17 protein-coding genes are annotated in these 20,669 nt (G+C 38.5%); 5 read left to right on the top strand and 12 right to left on the bottom strand.

Annotation, left to right across the window (positions count from 1 at the left end; genetic code table 11):
* Window positions 1-32: 32 nt before the first annotated feature.
* Window positions 33-314, bottom strand: a complete 282-nt coding sequence (locus AB1444_00225; protein ID MEW6525073.1) for a hypothetical protein — start codon at window positions 312-314, stop codon at window positions 33-35.
* Between the two features lie 187 nt (window positions 315-501).
* On the opposite strand from AB1444_00225, the gene AB1444_00220 reads away from it, so the two are divergent.
* Window positions 502-1,047 (top strand): cytochrome c family protein, encoded by a 546-nt coding sequence (locus AB1444_00220; GenBank protein ID MEW6525072.1) that lies wholly within the window; start codon window positions 502-504, stop codon window positions 1,045-1,047.
* Here AB1444_00220 and AB1444_00215 read toward each other — a convergent pair whose 3' ends face one another.
* Together AB1444_00215 and AB1444_00210 are read right to left on the bottom strand one after the other, a co-directional pair.
* Entirely contained in the window at window positions 1,048-1,965 is a 918-nt protein-coding gene (locus tag AB1444_00215) for a hypothetical protein (protein ID MEW6525071.1), read from the bottom strand.
* 5 nt (window positions 1,966-1,970) lie between these two features.
* Window positions 1,971-3,512, bottom strand: a complete 1,542-nt coding sequence (locus tag AB1444_00210) for a methyl-accepting chemotaxis protein (protein ID MEW6525070.1) — start codon at window positions 3,510-3,512, stop codon at window positions 1,971-1,973.
* A gap of 454 nt (window positions 3,513-3,966) precedes the next feature.
* Between AB1444_00210 and AB1444_00205 the strand changes: the two genes are divergently transcribed.
* Window positions 3,967-4,665 carry a YIP1 family protein gene (locus tag AB1444_00205; protein ID MEW6525069.1) on the top strand — a complete coding sequence of 233 codons (699 nt, stop codon included), beginning with the start codon at window positions 3,967-3,969 and terminating at the stop codon, window positions 4,663-4,665.
* Between the two features lie 44 nt (window positions 4,666-4,709).
* On the opposite strand, the gene AB1444_00200 is transcribed toward AB1444_00205, so the two are convergent.
* Window positions 4,710-5,324 (bottom strand): carbonic anhydrase, encoded by a 615-nt coding sequence (locus tag AB1444_00200; protein MEW6525068.1) that lies wholly within the window; start codon window positions 5,322-5,324, stop codon window positions 4,710-4,712.
* A gap of 147 nt (window positions 5,325-5,471) precedes the next feature.
* Here AB1444_00200 and AB1444_00195 point away from each other — a divergent pair, with 147 nt between their 5' ends.
* The gene (locus AB1444_00195; protein MEW6525067.1) at window positions 5,472-7,763 is read left to right on the top strand and encodes an ATP-binding protein; all 2,292 of its coding nucleotides are present in this window, start codon (window positions 5,472-5,474) and stop codon (window positions 7,761-7,763) included.
* 121 nt (window positions 7,764-7,884) lie between these two features.
* The gene (gene mtnP, locus AB1444_00190; GenBank protein MEW6525066.1) at window positions 7,885-8,751 is read left to right on the top strand and encodes an S-methyl-5'-thioadenosine phosphorylase; all 867 of its coding nucleotides are present in this window, start codon (window positions 7,885-7,887) and stop codon (window positions 8,749-8,751) included.
* Here mtnP and AB1444_00185 read toward each other — a convergent pair.
* The 6 genes from AB1444_00185 to AB1444_00160 form a co-directional block, all read right to left on the bottom strand.
* A complete protein-coding gene (locus tag AB1444_00185; GenBank protein MEW6525065.1) occupies window positions 8,748-10,172 on the bottom strand; it encodes a CCA tRNA nucleotidyltransferase in 1,425 nt (474 codons plus the stop codon). The genes mtnP and AB1444_00185 overlap by 4 nt on opposite strands.
* A complete protein-coding gene (locus AB1444_00180; GenBank protein ID MEW6525064.1) occupies window positions 10,169-12,397 on the bottom strand; it encodes a cyclic nucleotide-binding domain-containing protein in 2,229 nt (742 codons plus the stop codon). The genes AB1444_00185 and AB1444_00180 overlap by 4 nt, the downstream gene beginning before the upstream one ends.
* An 85-nt stretch (window positions 12,398-12,482) precedes the next feature.
* On the bottom strand, window positions 12,483-14,144 hold the full coding sequence (locus AB1444_00175; protein ID MEW6525063.1) for a LamG-like jellyroll fold domain-containing protein: 1,662 nt from the start codon (window positions 14,142-14,144) through the stop codon (window positions 12,483-12,485).
* On the bottom strand, window positions 14,141-14,578 hold the full coding sequence (rpiB, locus tag AB1444_00170; protein ID MEW6525062.1) for a ribose 5-phosphate isomerase B: 438 nt from the start codon (window positions 14,576-14,578) through the stop codon (window positions 14,141-14,143). The genes AB1444_00175 and rpiB overlap by 4 nt, the downstream gene beginning before the upstream one ends.
* 14 nt (window positions 14,579-14,592) lie before the next feature.
* On the bottom strand, window positions 14,593-15,978 hold the full coding sequence (gene asnS, locus AB1444_00165; GenBank protein ID MEW6525061.1) for an asparagine--tRNA ligase: 1,386 nt from the start codon (window positions 15,976-15,978) through the stop codon (window positions 14,593-14,595).
* 95 nt (window positions 15,979-16,073) lie between these two features.
* Window positions 16,074-17,303: a mandelate racemase/muconate lactonizing enzyme family protein gene (locus AB1444_00160; GenBank protein ID MEW6525060.1), complete on the bottom strand. Its 1,230-nt coding sequence runs from the start codon at window positions 17,301-17,303 to the stop codon at window positions 16,074-16,076.
* 358 nt (window positions 17,304-17,661) lie between these two features.
* On the opposite strand from AB1444_00160, the gene AB1444_00155 reads away from it, so the two are divergent.
* Window positions 17,662-18,456: a polysaccharide deacetylase family protein gene (locus tag AB1444_00155; protein ID MEW6525059.1), complete on the top strand. Its 795-nt coding sequence runs from the start codon at window positions 17,662-17,664 to the stop codon at window positions 18,454-18,456.
* Here the strand turns inward: AB1444_00155 and gltA are convergent.
* Window positions 18,422-19,819, bottom strand: a complete 1,398-nt coding sequence (gene gltA / locus AB1444_00150; GenBank protein MEW6525058.1) for an NADPH-dependent glutamate synthase — start codon at window positions 19,817-19,819, stop codon at window positions 18,422-18,424. The two genes, AB1444_00155 and gltA, sit on opposite strands and share 35 nt — an antisense overlap.
* A complete protein-coding gene (locus tag AB1444_00145; protein ID MEW6525057.1) occupies window positions 19,809-20,651 on the bottom strand; it encodes a sulfide/dihydroorotate dehydrogenase-like FAD/NAD-binding protein in 843 nt (280 codons plus the stop codon). The genes gltA and AB1444_00145 overlap by 11 nt, the downstream gene beginning before the upstream one ends.
* Window positions 20,652-20,669: the final 18 nt, after the last annotated feature.

Raw genomic sequence — 20,669 nt, 5'->3', positions numbered from 1 at the left:
TACTCAAAAATAACTGGTTTATCATTTTTTATTCATTTACTTTCATTCTTTATTTTTTCCATCAACAAATCAATTTCATCCTGATCCAGCCACTCATCTACATGTTCTGGCATTGCATCTGTAGTCATCATATACATCTCTAAAGCCATAACCAGTTCTTCTTTAGTTAAAACACCCATGGTTACAAGGATTTCCCCTATAAGCCTCTCAGGATTATCATGTTGAAGTTCCAGAGCCTCCTTTAGTTGATCTTCTGAAATAATGCCATTTTCCACCAGGAAAGCCCCAACTTTTTTATCATGCATATTTTTCATGTATTGTTCACTTCTTATTATTTTCCTTAATAGTAATATTAAAAATTTAATAAGTCAAGCTAAAAATTATTTGTTAAGAACTATCGCTCATATTAAAAAAGTATTTACAATCAATTCATAATGCTATACCTTTGCTATTGTTACTTTTGCTATGAAATTAATAAGAATCTACATAGTGTGTTTACTGATGCTATTTGCCTTTACGGCAGCACGGAAAAACGCCTCATTTGTTGGTGTTGCTGTCTGCAAAAAGTGCCATGAATCAGATGCTATTGGGAATCAGTATAAATCCTGGCAGCAATCCCCTCATGCAAAAGCATATTTACTACTAAAACAGGATAAAGCCCTGTCACTTGCAAAAGAATTATCTCTCAATAACCCATCCAGTGATGAACAATGCCTCAAATGTCACACCACAGGTTTAGGAAAAAATCCAGCTCTGTGGGAAGATGGCGTTGGATGTGAGTCATGCCATGGGCCAGGCAGCATATACAATAGTTATGAAAACCATGTGGCTTTGGGAAACAGGGAAGTTGCATACAAAAAGGCTCTTTCATTAGGGATGTATCCCATCTTAGGAACAGATGGCATAAAAGCCAGAGAAAAAGTATGCCGAAGCTGCCACAACGAAAAGCGGCCATGTTACCCAAAAGACCCTGCAGAGCAACAGCATCAATACCTTCCCTTGCAGCTCATTGCTGATTTTGCATTTCCACATAGACTAAGACGGTAATTATTCACTTTCACTAAGCCAGTTAAAACCCGCTGCTTTTGCCAGTAAAGCATGTATACATTCTGTTTTATCCCTGAAGGATTCTATTGCATCACGGTTTGTTATAGCAGGCAGTGTAAATATGTCCACACCTGTTTCAAGATACAGCTGGCGCAGGCTCCCCCTATATGCTGTTACACTGCGTTGCATATCCGATGTTTCATATAATGAATATAGCAGCGAGTGAAATTGCTGTCTAAACATAAGCTGTACCAGGAGCGTATACACCTCTTCCAGAGTATAGATTACTTTGGCTATACGGTGTAATTTAATGATGTCATGAATGAAAATATCACTTTCTTCACTTTTGTACAATACCAGTGCATTTTTTTTTGGAAGCTTCCCGGCTACATACTTTGTAGCAATCTCATGAGTGCTAACCTGCGAACAATTAATGCACACTATGTCCATCATATCATGAATATCACACCATGCATCAAGTGAGTTCACTACAATAGCCTGATAACCAAATGCCTGTATAGCTGTTGATAAGCCATATGTATTGTATACATTACTATCAATTATGGCGATAGTTCCTGTAACAGAAGGGGTGTAGTTTTTAAAAAACAATGGAATATAGTGATACTGTGATGGCCTAAACACCGCAGATATTCCATAGCGTATAAGTGTTTTTTTTAAAGATTGAGTTTCAGAACAGATGCCAATACAGGGGAGATTGGCAGTGACAATATCTCTTATAAGCGATTCATACTGCATAGCTATATCACTGCTGTTAAAATCAAGAATACAGACAGTACCACGATTTTCTTGTAATACTTTGACACTGAAGTCTTCTGATGTGCATTCTGCAGTGACAGAATGTTTTGCAAGCTCACTCTGTTGTGCGGTATTATTGCTTATCAGTATAAATGAGTGCATTATACCTATACTATCTCCAGCGCTTCAACACGTTGTTTTAGAACATCACTCATGGAAAGTACCGTATCAGCACTTTCGGTAATTTTCAGTGCTCCGGATGCATTTGCCTGAGTCAGTTCATTAATGCCGGCAACTGATTTCACAATTTCGCCCGAAGCATTTTTTTGTTCTTCGGCACCATTGCGTATTTCCTCAGACCTCACCTTTACCAGGCCTGACTCTTTGGCTACTATTGAATTTACCTCCAATTGTTGCTTCATATAATCAGCCAGCACCTGCACCATAGTATTTATTTCATTAACCCCTTTGATAATACCACTTATAGTATCTACTGTTTGCTGCACACTTGTCATACCTTTCTGTATTTCTTTGTCATTGGCACTAATTAATGACTCAATCTCCTTTACACTCACCTGTGTTCTGTCTGCTAACTTTGATATTTCATCTGCCACTACAGCAAAACCCCTGCCTGCATCGCCAGCACGTGCTGCTTCAATAGCAGCATTTAAAGATAATAGATTTATCTGATCTGAGATATCCTTTATTATTTTTACTATATTTGTCATCTCTCCTGAACTGTTATGAATGTTAGTAATACTTGTATCCATTACGTTCAGTAATTCAGCACCCAAACGGGCATGGGATTCTATTGAAGCGGTAAGCTGGATTGCATTATTAATTTTTTGTTCCATCCGTGAAACAAGTGCCGAAAGTTCCTCTGTGCGCCGTGTGAATGAATTGATGCTATCATACTGATAATTTGCACTGTTTGACACATTTTCAACACCAGCCGAAATTTCTTCAATGGTTGCCGTTATCTCTTCAGCAAGAGCTGCCTGGTTTTGTGCATTTATTGAAAAATTTTTGGAAGTGTCCGACAGTTCATGGGAAGCCACTGCCAGCTTTTGCGAAATATCCTTTACTGCTTCCAGCAGGTCTTTGATACGCATCAATTGATCCCTATTTTCAAACTCTTCGTGTAGTTTTTGGATTGTTGTATCCATGAGCCTTAACAGCAGATAGCTTATAGCGGTAATTATTATCAATTCAAAGGTAAAATCAACAATAGCAACTGTTTTTACCTTACCTGAAATCAGGTCAGTACGTATCAATGAAATAATAGCAAACACAAGCGACACGATAGCTACTGTTATAACCATACGGCGCGAACAAAACAATGCACTGAAGATAATAAAAATTAAAAATTGATAGTTGGTAAGAATAATTCCCTCATTATGTGCCATGGTACCAAAATTTACCAGAAGTCCCAATACTATTACTGAACCAATCACCGAAATATTTGCTGCCCATGAATAATTACCTGCCCGCAATAGCATAGTAGCGATGGTTAAAAAAATAAGGATGGCACACAAAACTGCATTAATAAAGGAAAACAGTGGACGTGTCGCCATTATATTTTGTGCACCAAGAAAAAATAATACCAGTACAATGCACACTGTTAGAAAATAGGAAAGAGTTTTAGCACGCTGCTGCATAATAAACGAAGCATTGCTATAATTTGCAAGTACATTCCTCATCACATTCATAGATACTATCTCCTGAAGTTGTTTTTTTTAATTTTTTATGCCATGTGTACGTTTGTGCATAGCAACAATATATCTTGTTAAAGGCAATCCAATATCATTTATAGGCACATCTAAAAAACTGCTCTCTTCCGAAATTATTCATATAATAGAAAGCGGTTTTATCCTCTATATTGTGCCCACAAGGGAACATCCGAAAAAACAGTTCTTAGAAGTTCCCTTATTCTATACAATAGATTTTATCAAGTAAAATATATTCTAGACACACCAGCTTTCATTGATAAGAGTATAATCACTTAATCACAAAAAAGTAGTTTAGGAATATTTTTACCAATTATAAAATAATTTTATGTTTGACTTATATTTTTATATGTTGTATTTTTTAGTTGTTTACATATAATTAATATGTAACCCCCCACTAAAATTTTTTTAATTTTGTTCAAAAAAGGAGGAAAGTATGGCAGGTAGTTTTGATTTTACAAAATTTTTTGATGAGTCCAAAGCAACACTTTTAAGCCCAAAGGATTATTTTTCATCAATGGCTAAAGAAGGTGGACTTGTTGAACCAATTATCAAAGCAGTTTTGTACGGGGTAATTTCAGGCGTTATCTACTTTATTTTTTCATTGCTCAACCTTTCTGCATTTACCATGTTTGGTACTGGTCCGGCTATGGCATTAATTGGATCTATTCTTTTTGCAATTATTGGCCTTTTTATTGGTGGCGTTATTTTGCTCATTATTTCAGCTATATGTGGCGGCAACACTGCCTTTGAAGCAAATGCCCGCGTGGTGGCTGCATTAATGGTTCTTGGTCCAGTTCAGGCATTGTTTTCATTTTTAACGAGCGTAAGCTTTTATTTAGGGCTTGTTGTATCAGCAATAATTGCACTGTATGGCCTGTATCTTACCTTTATTGCCCTTGTTAATGCTTTAAGTGCTAAAGAAAATGTTGCAAAGATAGTCATCGGAATCCTTGCTATATTGTATGTTCTATCACTCTATGGTTCATTTAAAGCATACAGATTTGCAGGACATATGGGGCAGCAGATGCTGGAAGAAACCGAAAAGCTTTCATCAGAACAGCAGAAGGCTTTAGAACAGTTACAGCAATTACAAAAATCATTAGAAAAGCTGGAACAGGAACAGAAAGAATAATCTTAAAAAAACCCCCTCTAAAAAAAGAGGGGGTTTTTTACTATCTATATCTTCTTTGTCTTATACCCTGCAGCAAGTGCTACGTTCACATGGATCACACCATCATTCAAATTCTTGAAAGGATAGCTGTCATCTATAACAGGAAGATTATCAGCATCATTTTGTGTCTTAATAACTGACCCTGCAGGTACATATCTTCCGTCAGGTATGGTCACTCCCATAACCAGCGATTTTGGTTCCACCACACAACTTTTGCCAACCTTTGCCCTGAATACCAAACTTTGCATCCCTATAAAGGAACTATCGCCTATATATGCCGGGCCGTGAATTTGCACCTGATGAGCCAGCGACACACGATTACCAACATACACAGCATATTTTTTACCACTCACTTCCACCAGATTTTTTTCTACCGGATGACCGTGGTGTTCTGTTTCAAGTGCATGGATGATAACGCCATCCTGAACATTTGAATCATCACCAACATAAATGGGCTGTCCTTCATCCCCCCGCACAGAAGCAAATGGCGCTACCATAACATTTTTCCCAAGTATCACATTCCCAATAACGGCTGCAAGTGGATGCACATAGGTTGAAACATCAATAACAGGAGTGTATTCCTTGCTTACAAAATCAGTTGTAACATTATTATGAATCATAGATCCTCCAAAATTGAATTTTTTATTATCCCTTATTTACCATTACAATCTGTCAACATAATTTACACAGTTTATTTTAATTTACGAAAAAAGCGTTGATGAATATGCATATAATCATTTAATTATACCCTGTATACAGGATACAGTATGTTTAAACAATTTTTACATAAGTATGGCATCAGTAACATCTTGCTACTTGGTACCGAATCACCATTGCATCAGCGGATTGTGCGCTATCTTTCACGCAATCATATTGGATTTTCTATTATAGCTACTGATGACCCTTTGCCCGATACACATTCCCTTTTAATACTACCCTTGAGCATGCATACCATTACACCAGTAACTGATATGTTACAAAAAATGCTTCAATCAACATATACCCCGCTTTTACTGTTTGCTACCGATTTTCCCATAACTACCCGATTCAAAAAGCGGTTCAGTATTGCAGGAATTATTGGCATACTGGAGCTTACTGAACGTCCTCACTTTATAAAATTAGAAACTCATTCATTGCAGTCAAATCCAACGGCATCGCTGAATGCTTTAATCTATACTACTGAAAATCTTATTTCACGTAACATTTACAAGTTATTGTCGCAAAATATTTTATATAATGCTCTGGTAAAACTCCATCCATCGGTAGTGTGTATAACCACATTACAGGGGACAATCATATACTTCAGGGCACACAGACAATACTTTACCCGAAACAATAACATTAAAAAACTATTATACGGAAAAAAAATTCAAGAATTAACCATACAACCGGAGAAAATAGAACATCTGTTTTCATTAATAAACCGCAATATTGAACAGCGTGAATCAGAAATAACATTCAGAATGAATAATACTGACACCACCCTGCTTGTAACAGGTGAAAAAATTAAGCTGTATGGTGATCTGGAATTTTACCTGCTTATTGGTATTAATATCACCACTCAACGTAAGGCTGAGGACATGCTCATTTCATCTGAGCTACGGTATCGTACTCTGGTGGAAAATCTTCCTGATGGACTGTCACTTTCTAAAGCGGATATGCTTTTATATGCAAACCCGCAATTTTTTAAATTATTCAATTTCCCCCAGGAAACTCTCATCACAGATGTTAACCTTCAATCACTCATACATCACGATGACTGGGCTGTGCTTTCTGAACTGCTGCAAAAACCCATTGACAATGCCACAACTATTAATGTTAAAGCCTTTACTGTTACCGGCAAACCCCTGATACTTGAGCTTCGCATTTTAAGTTTTGTGGGCGATAGTTCCTTATATCATCAGATTTACTGGCATGATATAACCCAAACACGCCAGCTGTGGGATAAGATACTGCAGTCAGAGCGATTGTCTGCTATTGGAGAAATGGCATCAGGCATCACCCACGAATTCAACAATATTCTCACAAGCATTCAAGGCTATGTCCAGTACACTCTGAATAACCCTGACGATATTGAAGCCAATACAAAAGCCTTTAAGGTTATTGAAAAAATGACCGAACAAGGACATGCCATCCTGAAAAACCTATCAATGCTTACCCGCAAGGACATTACTAATAAAGAACGCCATAAAATAGCGGATCTCATTAATGATATTGTACGTATACAGGAAAAAATATTAATAAAGGACAACATCACTCTAATAAAAAAATTTGTAAAAAATCCAGTGTGCTATGTAGATGCTGGCCTTATACAGCAGGTATTTTTGAACATACTGCTTAATGCAGTACATGCTATACGGCCTAAGGGCCAGGGAACTATCACCATTACTATCGATGAATCAAATGGGAATGCAATTATCACTATTCATGATACCGGTACAGGAATTGACCCCAAAATTCAGGATGAAATTTTTAATCCTTTTTTTACCACCAAAACCGGAGCTCATAACATAGTTGGCACAGGAATGGGATTATCCATATCCAAAAATATTATTGAACAGCATAACGGGAAGATTTGGTTTCATAGCATCCCCGACAAAGAAACTGAATTTATTATAGAACTTCCCATATATAAAACCGCATATCTACCAAAGGAGTTGCAGGCTTCATCACAACCAAAAGATTTAAGCAAGCTTACCGTGTTAATAGTTGATGATGACGATGCAATCCGTGATCTTTTTAAAACGCTTCTCCAATCATTAGGCATATCCGCTATTACCTTTGCAACCAATGGTTATGAGGGATATTCCCTGTGCAAAGAAAATCAGTATGATATTGTATTTATGGATGTATCCATGCCTGTACTTTCCGGCATTGATGCATACAAAATGATAGAAGACGAAAATCCCAACCAGAAAGTTGTATTTATAACCGGTATTTTTTATGAAGATCAGATTAAAGAGATAGTTGACAAAGAACAAGCTTTTGGTTACATTAAAAAGCCATTTGACATAAAAGAAATCAAATCATTGTTGTATACAATAGCATCACACCGGTAATACCGGAAAGGATGAGGGATACACTGTAGCGTTGGTGGGCATCTATACAGTGATATACTACGCAACCGCTTGATGAGAAATAGCACTGATGATAAATACTTTTTTTTAAGGGAGAAAATTTATGAAACCAAAAATTGATGTTGGCATCATTGGAGGCTCGGGTCTGTATCAGATTGAAGGTGTTACTATATTGGATGAAGTAAAAGTAAAAACACCCTGGGGCATGCCTTCAGATGTTATTACCATTGCAGAAGTTGGTGGAGTTAAAGCCGGATTTTTACCTCGCCATGGTCGTGGTCATTTTATCCTGCCTCATGAAATTAACTATCGTGCAAACATTGCATCACTCAAAATGCTGGGTGCAGGTCAGATAGTGGCATTTTCCGCTGTGGGTAGCTTGAAAGAGCGCATTAAGCCACTAGATTTTGTAATACCCAACCAGATTATTGATCGCACAAAATCACGCATTTCAACCTTTTTTGGTGATGGGATAGCTGCCCATATTGCCTTTGCTGACCCATTCTGCAGCAGACTTCATGAATTAATACTTGTTGCAGCTCAAAAACTTAATATACCCATGCATACCAATGAAACGCTGATATGCATGGAAGGGCCTGCATTTTCCACCCGTGCTGAAAGTCACCTCTACCGTTCATGGCAGGCGGGTGTAATCAACATGAGTACGTTACCCGAAGCCAAGCTTGCCCGTGAAGCAGAGATGTGTTACGCAGTCATCTGCATGAGTACCGACTATGATTGCTGGAAGGAGGATGAGGAGCATGTAACCGTTGATATGGTTGTCAATAATCTTAATAAAAATGCCTCAAATGCCAAAGCCCTTATAAAAGAATTAATACCATTGCTTACTAAAGAAAGGGATTGTGGGTGCAAGGAAGCAATAAAATATGCAGTTATAACTGATCCCAAAAAGCAAAGCAGTAAACAAAAGAAAAAACTAAAATCAATATTGCCTAACTACTTTTCTTAAACAGTATGATGATGTGTGCTGTCATGGTGAGTGGCTGTGTTATCACGAGCCATGGCAGCATACAATTCGTGTGCCATTTGCAAAAGTGTTTCCTGTTTATTCAATTCAGGGTTGTCAAGGACCCGTTCCAGTAACTCATTAAGGATTTTGCCAATCACAGGCCCGGGTTTCAAATTAAGATGTTCCATCAATATATATCCATCTATATCCAGATCCTTAACAGTAAATGCATTATCTTTTTCAATAACCTTTTGGATGTGCCTTTTAAGCTTTTTTATAGGTTCTGGCAATCCATCTCTCATTCCATTGCCACATCTATCAGCAAGGCGCAATATAAATAGATCATCAAGATTATCTAATCCAACTTTTCGTATAAATCGGCGCACTGCTCCATCTGTCCAGTCGTTGGTATAATGAAACATATGGTTTACAATAAGATTGGTTACATACTCTATTTCATCATTGGAAAATTTAAGCCTGCGCATGATCTTGCGTGCAATTTTGGAACTTATCACCTCGTGATTGTAAAAAGTATAATCACCATCACTCCCTTCACGCCGTGTAGGTATTTTTCCAATATCATGCAACAATGCTGCAAGTCGGACTAATGGTTTTTCCTTAGGAGCAGCATCACATGAATAGATGCTGTGATAATAAATATCGTACATGTGGTATTTATTCTGTTCCATACCAAAACCTTGCGACAGCTCAGGCATGCAGAGATCAAGCAACCCTGTAACTCGTAAATATTCAAAACCTTCAGATGGTTTATCGGCTTCAAGCATTTTCTTTATTTCATCGCGTACCCGCTCTACAGATATCTTTTTTGCTATATCCAGTACTTGTGGAATAGCTTCCAGTGTTTCCTTATAAATGCTGAAATGAAGCTTTGCAGCTAACCTGCATGCCCTGAATGGGCGCAACCCATCCTCACTGAATCGCTGAAGGGGATCGCCTATGGTGCGGATAATCTTTTTTTCAATATCACGCATGCCTCCTACATAATCAATGACCTGGCTGGTGTTAACATCATAGGCAAGGCCATTTATGGTAAAATCACGGCGTTCAACATCCTCCTTAAGAGTTTGTGAAAAAACAACTGTATCAGGATGTCTTCCATCAGTGTATTTGCCATCAGCCCTGTATGTAGTTATCTCATACTGAGAATAATGCATAAGAACTGTCACCGTTCCATGCTTTATCCCTGTTGGCACAACTTTTTTAAAAAGCTTCATTACTTCTTCTGGATATGCATTAGTTGCAAAATCATAATCATACACAGGTATTCCTAAAATAAGGTCACGCACGGATCCACCAATTAAATAACATTCATACCCATTGTTGGTTAATGTTGTATATATAGCCTTAATTTCTTTTGCTACTCGTGGAGGAATTTCTAATGTTACGGTATACGTCTTCATAAAATGTGTTGCTTAACTCCCGTATCCTGTAATTGCCGCCATGTTTTTAACAATAGGGCCATTGCATATTCAGCATGTGACCACATGAGCGGGATTGCAAAAGTAAGATAGCGCAAAGATCCCGTTTCAATTTTTCTTTTTATCTGATCATAAGAATTTTTCATATGATTAAGTTCCTCAACAATTAAATCATAGGTGATTCCGTCAACCATAATATCAGGTGCAAATTCTTTATTCACATCACTTCCCGGTAACCATTCTAATGTCATAAATTCATGAAACCTGTCTGGTGTGGTTAAATGTTCACACAAATAGCCATCCGTGCTATAGCTATCTATAATATCCATAATTGTATCACCTTTTTCAATGTTACCTGTAAAATAATAATACTGTGCCAGCATTGCAGTATACTGTACCCATGGTCCATTACCAGCATGTACATGCGTATTGGGATCTTCAATAAATGGCAAGTATCGCTGTAGCATCCCCAGATCAGGGTCCCAAAGAGTATCCTCTACAAATTTCATCGTGTTAATAAAAATCTCATCTGGTATAAAAATATCCGGCACTATCCCGGTACCAAAGAAAAACGGACTCATCAATGTTATATCAGGGCGCAAATCCGCCTCACCATCAGGTTTCAGCCGCCGTATAAGTCTGTCCCCAATGGTAAATACATTTTTAACAATGGTCCCAAATCCCTCTTTCAGTAAAAAAGCTTTTCCAAATTTAGTTTCACAGTTAAATTCCTTTGCCACCTGCTCAATTAAAAGCAGCATACAGTAATATGCATAATTAACCCATATTGAATATCCTTCTTCTATTGCTGATTCATGGATGGATGTTGTGGAATAAAACAAATGTATTTCATTACGATAGTAGCGTTTAACCGCAAACATTGCACCTTTATATATTGACTCTATATATGCTTCACTGTCATGAGGAATATGCCCCCTGCTTTTGGCTGCAAGCAGATATCTACACAAAATGGACACACCATGCGCCACATTGTCTTCCTGCTTATAAATACTTTTATCAGCTGCATCAAGCCCATACCGCTGTCCCCAGTACCCATCGTCACGCTGGCAATTGTAAATAAATTTAGCAATGCCGGCAAGAAGTCTAAAAGCAATGTCTTTTGAACGCAAACGGCTCATTGCAATGCGATATAACATTCGAGTTGCACAGGCACTATCGCGCGGATAGACATAAGGGTAACGAGACCCAGGCAACGTTGCAAGCAGGGCACTTCCTTTTGGCGTTTCAAAGGTACACTGTGCAATAACATCAATATGTTTATTTACAGCCCTATTTAATTCTATAAGCTTTTTTGATATAAATGCTTCATTGCTGTCAAAAAGTTCATGCCCTGTCACCCGCTCAAGTGCAACAGCCTGAATGGTATTATAGACATCAACATAACGTGCTATTATGGAATCAAAATCATTTTTATCAATCTTAAGCAATTCACAATCATCATTAGCTATAACAGTAGCATTCCGTGGCTCACCCAGTACCAGGGCCATTTCACCAAAAAAGTTTCCCTCGGCAAGCAAGGATATGAGTTCTTCATTTTTATTCATTGCCCTGTAGACACTCACATCACCTTTTCGGATTAAAAATAATGCATCACCAACATCACCCTGTTTAAAAATCACATCACCTTTTTTTACATGAACCAATCTGACAACATCCAGTATTTCATTGAAAACCTCTTCGCGCAGATGTGTGAATATTGGTATGGAACGAAGATTGTTACGCATTTTTCGCTGCAGAAACGCATTATTGAGTTTTTCATAGGTTGCAGGTGAAGATGCAATAATTTTTGTCAATTCCTGCTTCCCAATTGCAAGTAAGATACATTCAGTAAATGCTATTGCCGTGCTTTCTCGTGGCTCATTGCGGATTACAATGTCCTCACCAAAAAAGTCTTCAGGCCCTAATGCATATAGCTCCAATTTGGTATAATCAGGTGTAATAATAAATACTGAAATTTCACCCCTAAGCACAACATATAACCACTCATTGTATCGCCCGTGTCTGCTTATAATTTCATCTTTTGCATACTGATGTATGAATATACCATCAACTATCTCCTGTAAAACCTCTTCAGGGACATCTTTAAAAAATGTCAAAGACTTTACCACCTCAACAGGCGATACCTTTTGCAGAAGAGGGAATTGCTTCATAGTCCCAATAAGTTCACTGATAGTAAATACTTTCATATAATTACCTTTTTATGGTTAATGATAATTTTATTTCATAATAGGATATACAAATAACAATTGCAAGTATAATTGAAGTTTCGTTCTACTTAATATCTGATCCGGGATCAGGGCGGGCGCTTACTTCTTTTGAATGTTTTGATTCGTGATTAAACATGGTATCAGGTTTATATGAATCATAGGCAGTCACTGCAAAAAAATACAGAACATTATTCTTTAATATTGGAAAGGTTAAAAAGTTTTTTGTATCATTGGCACGGTTTTCTTCAATGACATCATTTGTTAGTGTTACTGTAATATATCCATTTGTATCCGATAGTTCATTGGAAATACGTTTGCCGTTAACAGTTCGTATGATGCCATCGTATTGTTTGCTTTTTACTCCATAGTAAATATTATATCCCAGTATGTCATACTCAACGTTCTTCTTCCACTTCAGTGTGATCATATTGTTCCCAACCAAATCGACGGTAACAAAAATCGGTGGTTGTGGAGCTGTATCCAATGCATACTGTAATCCAATATTGTAGATAACCGGAGCACTGTATCCATCAGGCGAAGCTATTAAATGTGCCCGCCATTGGTAAAATTTCCCTCTGAGATATTCATTGCCAACTCTGTGCAGATATATATTTTTTTGCTTATTTGTTATTCTAAACCATTGAGGCGTTTCATCATCTGCTTTGAAAAATGCATCACTGATTCTGAATTCCATCCATATAAACGTTGATGGAGGTAACTTTTCATCCCATTGAAAAAGCGTCACCATGGTCCCATAGTCCGGGAATGTATATACGGGGCTTGTGATGATACCCTCACGGTTTATAGTGTCTCTCTGATTATAGGTTATTGCCTTGAATTGTGTCTTTGCTATTTCAGTTTCTTTTTCTAAATCCTGAATATATCGTTGGGCAATCCTTACTTTATCTAAGAATCCATAAAAATGCTTGCCCACCACAGCAATCGGTATGTCCTGACATATAAACCGTGGCACCATAACATCAACAAACGGCTCTCCACTTTCTGTACAGAAAATAGTTTCTACAACATCCCCATTGATCATGGTTTCTAATTTTCCCGATATTCTATCAAAACTAACCGCAATATGGTACCAGGTGTTTAATGCAAGAGACGGTGAGCGGTGACAGAAAACATCAACCGGCACATTATCCTTTTTATAAAACATCTTATAAAACCGCACTGCAAGCTTATCATTTACACACAGAATCTCAAAACCCTGTTTGCCACCTGAATAACCAATACGCGAAAGCACTACCGCCTGAGGACTGTATTTCGTAAGCTTCAGTTTTGCCTCCAAGGTGAACGATCCTAAATCAGTGCAGTTAGTTAGCCAATTATTCTTTGCAGTTTGTATTTCAACACGGTGATCTTTATGGAAAAAATATGCACACCCTTCGTTTTCTATATCTTCTTTTGAATATGTGTACTGCGCATAGCGTATTGCATAATGGCCAGTATCATCCTTGACCATTGTGGGAAAATCCTTATCAAAGGTAATCAATAAATCGGTAACAAGTGGATTTACGGAATCTTTATAATTTATTTTTGCTATAGAAAATCCAGATTGATTTCCTTGTAGTTTAATTTTTTTTGCATTAAACAGGTCCAGGCCTTCAGATGTAAACATAACATGGTAGGTGCTATCATACGTCAATGCAATGCACAACACTGATAGAAAAACAATACCGATGACAGCATAATAGTTTTTTATATTGAACTTTTTCATTGTATTTTTTCTATCTGTGTAATTTTATCTAACCTGCGCTGATGGCGGCCACCTTCAAACATCCCTTCCAAAAATGCTGCTGTTATGTGAATAGCTAAATCCATTCCAACAACCCGTGCACCCAGCACCAGAACATTTGCATCATTGTGCCTTCGTGCCATGGTAGCCATAAACTCATTGGTACACAGTGCAGCACGAATACCCTTATGTTTATTAGCAACAATTGATGCACCTATGCCTGTACCGCATATTGCTATGCCACAATCTGCCTCACCTTTTTGTACCAATTCAGCAACTAATTTTACATAATCAGGATAATCGCATGATTGTGTGACATCAGTACCAACATTAATAAAATCATGCTCATTAAAATGCTGTATGATATATTGCTTCAGTTCAACACCTGCATGATCATTGCCAATTGCTATTTTCATATACTATCCACCTGCTAAAATCGTGCATTTCCCGGTGTTCGGGGGAATGGTATAACATCACGTATATTCTGCATACCGGTAATAAACTGAATTGCGCGCTCAAATCCCAGACCAAACCCAGCATGTGGTGCTGAGCCAAATTTCCGTATATCTAAATACCACCAGTAGTCATCAGGGTTTAATCCCATTTCTTTCATACGTGCAATCAACACATCGTATCGGTCCTCACGCTCACTTCCGCCAATAATCTCGCCAACACCCGGTACCAATACATCCATTGCCCTTACAGTGTTATTATCGTCATTAAGCTTCATATAAAAAGCTTTTATTGCTTTTGGATAATGTATAACTATTATTGGTTTTTTGAAATATTTTTCAGTTAACCAGCGTTCATGCTCGGTTTGCAGGTCCATCCCCCAGTGTACGGGAAATTCAAATGATTCTCTGGATTGCTGCAATTTTTCAATGGCTTCGGTATAGGGAACTATCTCAAAAGAACTGTTAACAATTAATTCTAAATTCTGGATGATCCCCGGCTTTATTCGCTCATTAAAAAACTGCATATCTTCCTGGCACTTTTCAAGCACCCACTTAAAAACAAATCGCAAAAATTCTTCTGCCAAGGAACAATCATCTTCAAGCGTTGCAAACGCCATCTCGGGCTCAACCATCCAGAACTCGGAAAGGTGGCGTGTGGTATTGGAATTTTCGGCCCTGAATGTGGGGCCAAATGTATAAATATCCCCTAAGGCCATGGCCAACAGTTCCCCTTCAAGCTGGCCACTGACTGTTAATGCTGCCTTTGCACCAAAAAAATCCTGAGCATAATCAATTGACCCGTTAACCACCGGCAGATTATGCAAATCAAGCGTGGTTACCTGAAACATCTCACCAGCACCCTCACAATCACTGGTAGTTATAATGGGCGTATGGACATACAAAAATCCTTTTTGCTGAAAGAAGGTATGAATGGCATACGATACCTGATTGCGGATCCGCATAATGGCACCCATGGTATTAGTTCGTGGACGCAGGTGTGCAATCTCGCGTAAAAATTCAAATGAATGCCGTTTTTTCTGCAAGGGATAGCTTTCAGGATCAGCATCGCCAAACACAGTAATAACAGTGGGCTTTAGTTCCCACTTCTGTCCTTTAGCAGGGGATGGCACCAGATTGCCCTGTATATACACACTTGCACCCGTATGCAACCTTTGGGCTGTATCAAAATAACTATCGCCCACACCCACCACCACCTGCAGGTTTGATAAGCAGGAGCCATCATTAATTTCAATAAAGATATTTTCTTTGGATTCCCGTTTTGTTCGCACCCATCCGGCTACGGTGCAGTCATTAACAGGGACATTACTTCGTAAACAATCGACAATACGTATTCGCTTCATATATTTATGCAACGCCCTTCAATACCATCAATTATTTGTTTTACCCAAACATTGTAGTTTAATCCTTCACTACCAATAGACAATTGTTTTTGCATTTATTGTCCTTCCTTGCGTTTTTTGAGTGCCAGAGCTTCTTTCAAACCTTTTTCACGTATCACCTTAATCTTTAAACCAAACTCAGTCATCCGGAAATACCGCTTTCCATATTTTGACAGCAATTTTTTGTCAATCTCAAAACCAAGTCCCGGGCGTGTAAATGGCTGCAACATCGCATTTTTATCCGGAATAATTGGCTCAATGATGCCATCCCTGTATTCAGGTACCCATGAAGGCTCTTCAAGCGGATATTCCAATGGCAGTTTGTTTTTAGTATCAGCAAGAACCATATTCCAGCCAATATAAAATCCAATGCCGTTGGTCCATGTATGTGGTGAAAATTCACGCTTTTTCTCATGGCATGTATCAATAACTTTTTTTACCTGTGCAATGCCACCGGCAAACGTTGCATCGGGCTGATATATATGGAAACAGTCCTTTTCAAACATTATCTTAATTTCATCCCATCCGTAGTTGAGTTCTGCACCTGAAATTTTTACTTTTTTAGCAAAACGCTTTAACGCTGCATTCCCATCATAATCACGGGAATCAAGTGGTTCCTCAAGCCACACAATGTTATTGGCCTCACATGCTCTTACAAACTCTTTTGCACGTTTCAAATCCCATTCTGGAACCCTGTCAATTATTGAAACTGGCCACCCCTGGTTGGCATCCACTCCCAGTTTTACTTTATTGCCAACACCTTTTGATATTATTTCAATATGGCGTATGTCGTCTTTAAGTTCTTTATTTTTTACCCTCAGTTTAAATGTTTTAAATCCACGCTCAGTTAATGTTAAGATTTCATCAACACGTCTTTGCGGATCATGCATTTCACCGGTTGAACAGTATACCTCAATAGGGCGTGCATTGCCACCCAACAGTTCATAGACAGGCTTGCCTTTACTTTTGCCTATAATGTCCCAGAATGCCGGCTCTATCCAGAAATTCCTCCACCCCAAATACCCTGCCTGTTTTAAAAGGCTCTGAACACGGTCAATATCATTTGGATCAGTTCCCATGATATACCCGGCTAAAAGATCCCCCAACCCTTCGCGCTCTTTACCCATTGCCGAGCCGGCTGAATACCCTTCTATGCCATCATCAGTTATAAGCTTTATCAATGTAAATCGGTTATGTGTCTGTGGATACCCGGGTATCCACGTTGGCCAAAATGTATAGCGCAGAGGTATGGAAACATGGTATAATTCAATACAACTAATTTTCATGGCTAACCCCCATTTATATAGTATTTTATAATATGTTAACAGATAATTATTTACCGTCAATCACAATTCAATTGCTTCACTATGCTTTACAATAATTGCATAATTATAAACTTTTATGTTGACAGTTCTGGTTTGATATTTCTTTTATAGTTATATTTATTTGTACCGATAGATACTGTTAATAAATCAAAATCTCTTTGTTCTTAGCACAATGAAATTATTATAAATAATCACGCCGTGGACATTGAGAAGGTGTAAAAAAATTTTTCAATTGATTATACGGCATTTCTCATCCCAATAATGTATGATGAGAAATGACAAAAATAACGGATATCACACAATTTTTAAAGGAAGACTTATGAGATTTATTTTCATTACCGTATTATTTTTCTTATCACTTTCACCACTTTATGCCAGCAATAAGGTATACGTACTTGTTTATCATACCTTTATGGGGAAAAAAATTAAATACGACATATCACTACAAGAATTTCAAAAACAACTTCTTGATTTGCGTTCTCATGGATTTTCTTTTATATCATTTGCTGATATAAAATCCGGAAAAGTCAGTGGTGATAAAAATATCCTTATTACCATCGATGATGGCCACCGGACGGTTCTTGATGCATACTATTCAGTATTAAAGCCTTTAGGCATCAAGCCACTACTTGGCATTAATACATTTATAATTGGGAAAAAGCCTTACGTTTTAACCTGGGAAGAATTACAGCAATTAACCAGGGAAGGATGTGCAATAGCTTCTCATGGTTACTTTCATTTGTTTATCAATGATGAACTCTATACTAAAAACTATCGCTACTTTACCTTAGAAGTATTTGAATCAAAAAAGATGCTGGAAGAAAAATTAGGCATTACCGTTGATACCTTTGTGTACCCCTTTGGTGTTGTAACAGATATTGGAAAACAGGCCCTGACACGGGCTGGTTATACGTATGCATTCACCATTACGTGGGGCTCTGTTTCATTGCCCCTTACATGCAATACACTGGAACTTCCTCGTTACATGTTCCAGAATAACTGGAATTCCATTGCCAATGCAATCATGTATAAAAATAAAAAACGTATACCAACAAAGGAACAAGAAAAGATTCTGGTTTCTACCACACACCAGTTGAAAGATATTCATCAATAGCTTTTGCCGCTTTTTTTCCTGCTCCCATTGCCTGAATAACGGTTGCAGCCCCAGTTACAATATCACCACCAGCAAACACTCCGCGTTTGCTGGTTTTCATAGTTTGGGGATCAGCAACGATATTGCCGCGTTTCGTTGTATCCAACCCCGGTGTAGTTTTTGGTATTAAGGGATTTGGACCATTGCCAATTGCAATGATTGCCACATCAATATCTATAATAAACTCTGACCCTTTAACAGGTATGGGGCTTCGCCTTCCGGAAGCATCAGGTTCACCTAATTCCATCTGAATACATTCTACCGCTTTAATCCTGCCTTTTTCATCACCTATAAACCGCACCGGATTTGTCAAAAGCTTAAAGATAATCCCTTCTTCTTCGGCGCGCTCAACTTCTTCAATTCGTGCAGGCATCTCTTTTTTGGAACGACGGTATATAATATATACTTCTTTGCTGCCCAGGCGCAGGGCCGTGCGTGCTGAGTCCATAGCAACATTCCCACCACCAACAACAGCAACCCTATCACCCTTAACAATTGGCGTATCATACTCCGGGAAACGATACGCTTTCATCAAATTAGATCGTGTTAAATATTCATTGGCACTGTACACACCCTGAAGATTTTCGCCTGGTATATCCAGAAATAACGGCAATCCAGCACCTGTTGCAACAAATACCGCATCAAAACCTGATGACAACAAGTCATTGACGGTTTCCGCAGTGCCTATTACTCTGCTCAGTTCTATGGTAACACCCATAGCTTTAAGAGCATCAACCTCATATTGTACTATATCTTTTGGCAGCCTGAACTCAGGAATCCCATATACCAACACCCCACCAGCCTTATGCAATGCCTCAAATACCGTAACACTGTACCCCATACGGGCTAAATCTCCTGCAGCCGTTAACCCCGCCGGCCCTGAACCAATGATTGCAACTTTTTTCCCTTTTTCTGCTTTTACCTTTTGAAATGCATAATGCTCTTTTTCACGCTCAAAGTCTGCAACATATCGTTCTAAATTACCGATAGCAACGGGCTCTCCTTTTTTGGCTAATACACACAATTTTTCGCACTGGTCTTCCTGCGGACAAACCCTACCACATACTGCCGGCAGCGAATTTGTCTGCTTTATAACAGCAAATGCCTCCAGTGGATTCCCCTCTTTCAATGCTTTGATGAATCCCGGAATATTAATATTCACAGGACACCCTTCCACACAGGTAGGACGCCTACACTGCAGGCAACGGCTTGCTTCAAGCACTGCTGTATTTTCGTCATACCCCAAAGGAACTTCATTAAAGTTATGGATCCGTTTGGCTGGATCCTGCTGAGGCATCTTTTGTCTTGGAATTTTATCGGCCATGGTATTTCTCCAGCTGACATGTGTGTTTTTCAAAGCTTTCTTTTTCCTGATCCTTATAGGTGTTAAGCCGCTTCATAAGTTCATCAAAATCCACTAAATGGGCATCAAACTCGGGTCCATCAACACAGGTAAATTGCTTTTTGCCATCAACTGTTACCCTGCACCCACCACACATGCCGGTGCCATCCACCATAATTGAATTCAGGCTAACCAGCGTTTTTACATTATAGGTGCGTGTAAGCTCACTTACCGCTTTCATCATGGGTACAGGACCCACTGCCACCACAATATCAACTTTCCTTGAATCAAGAATCTTTTTTAATTCATCAGTAACAAACCCTTTGATACCATATGACCCATCATCGGTAGTAACAATTATTTGGTCACTTTTTACTTTCAGCTCCTGTTCCAGTATTAATAATTCCTTATTCCGTGCACCAATAATGTTTATGCAATAATTACCCGCCTCTTTCATTGCCACAGCAATTGGATTCACCGCAGCAATGCCAATGCCTCCACCCACACACACCGCTGTCCCGTAATTATGGATGTCTGTGGGATGCCCTAATGGTCCGGCAACATTGTAAAGCTCCTCACCTTCTTTTTTAAGCGATAGTTTATGGGTAGAAGTCCCCACAATCTGATAATACAGGGTAATGGTGCCTTTTTCTTTATCTGCGTCCGCAATAGTAAGAGGTATTCGCTCTCCCACTTCATCGACTATTATTATGACAAACTGACCTGCCTTGCGATGCTGTGCAATGTAAGGTGCTTCAATTACTATCTTTCCCACATTTGTGGATATTTTGGTGTTCTGAATTATAGTATACATAATTGCTCCATACATTGA

Source organism: Spirochaetota bacterium, assembly GCA_040756435.1.
Lineage (GTDB): Bacteria > Spirochaetota > UBA4802 > UBA4802 > UB4802 > UBA4802.
This window is presented reverse-complemented; position numbering and strand designations above follow the sequence as displayed.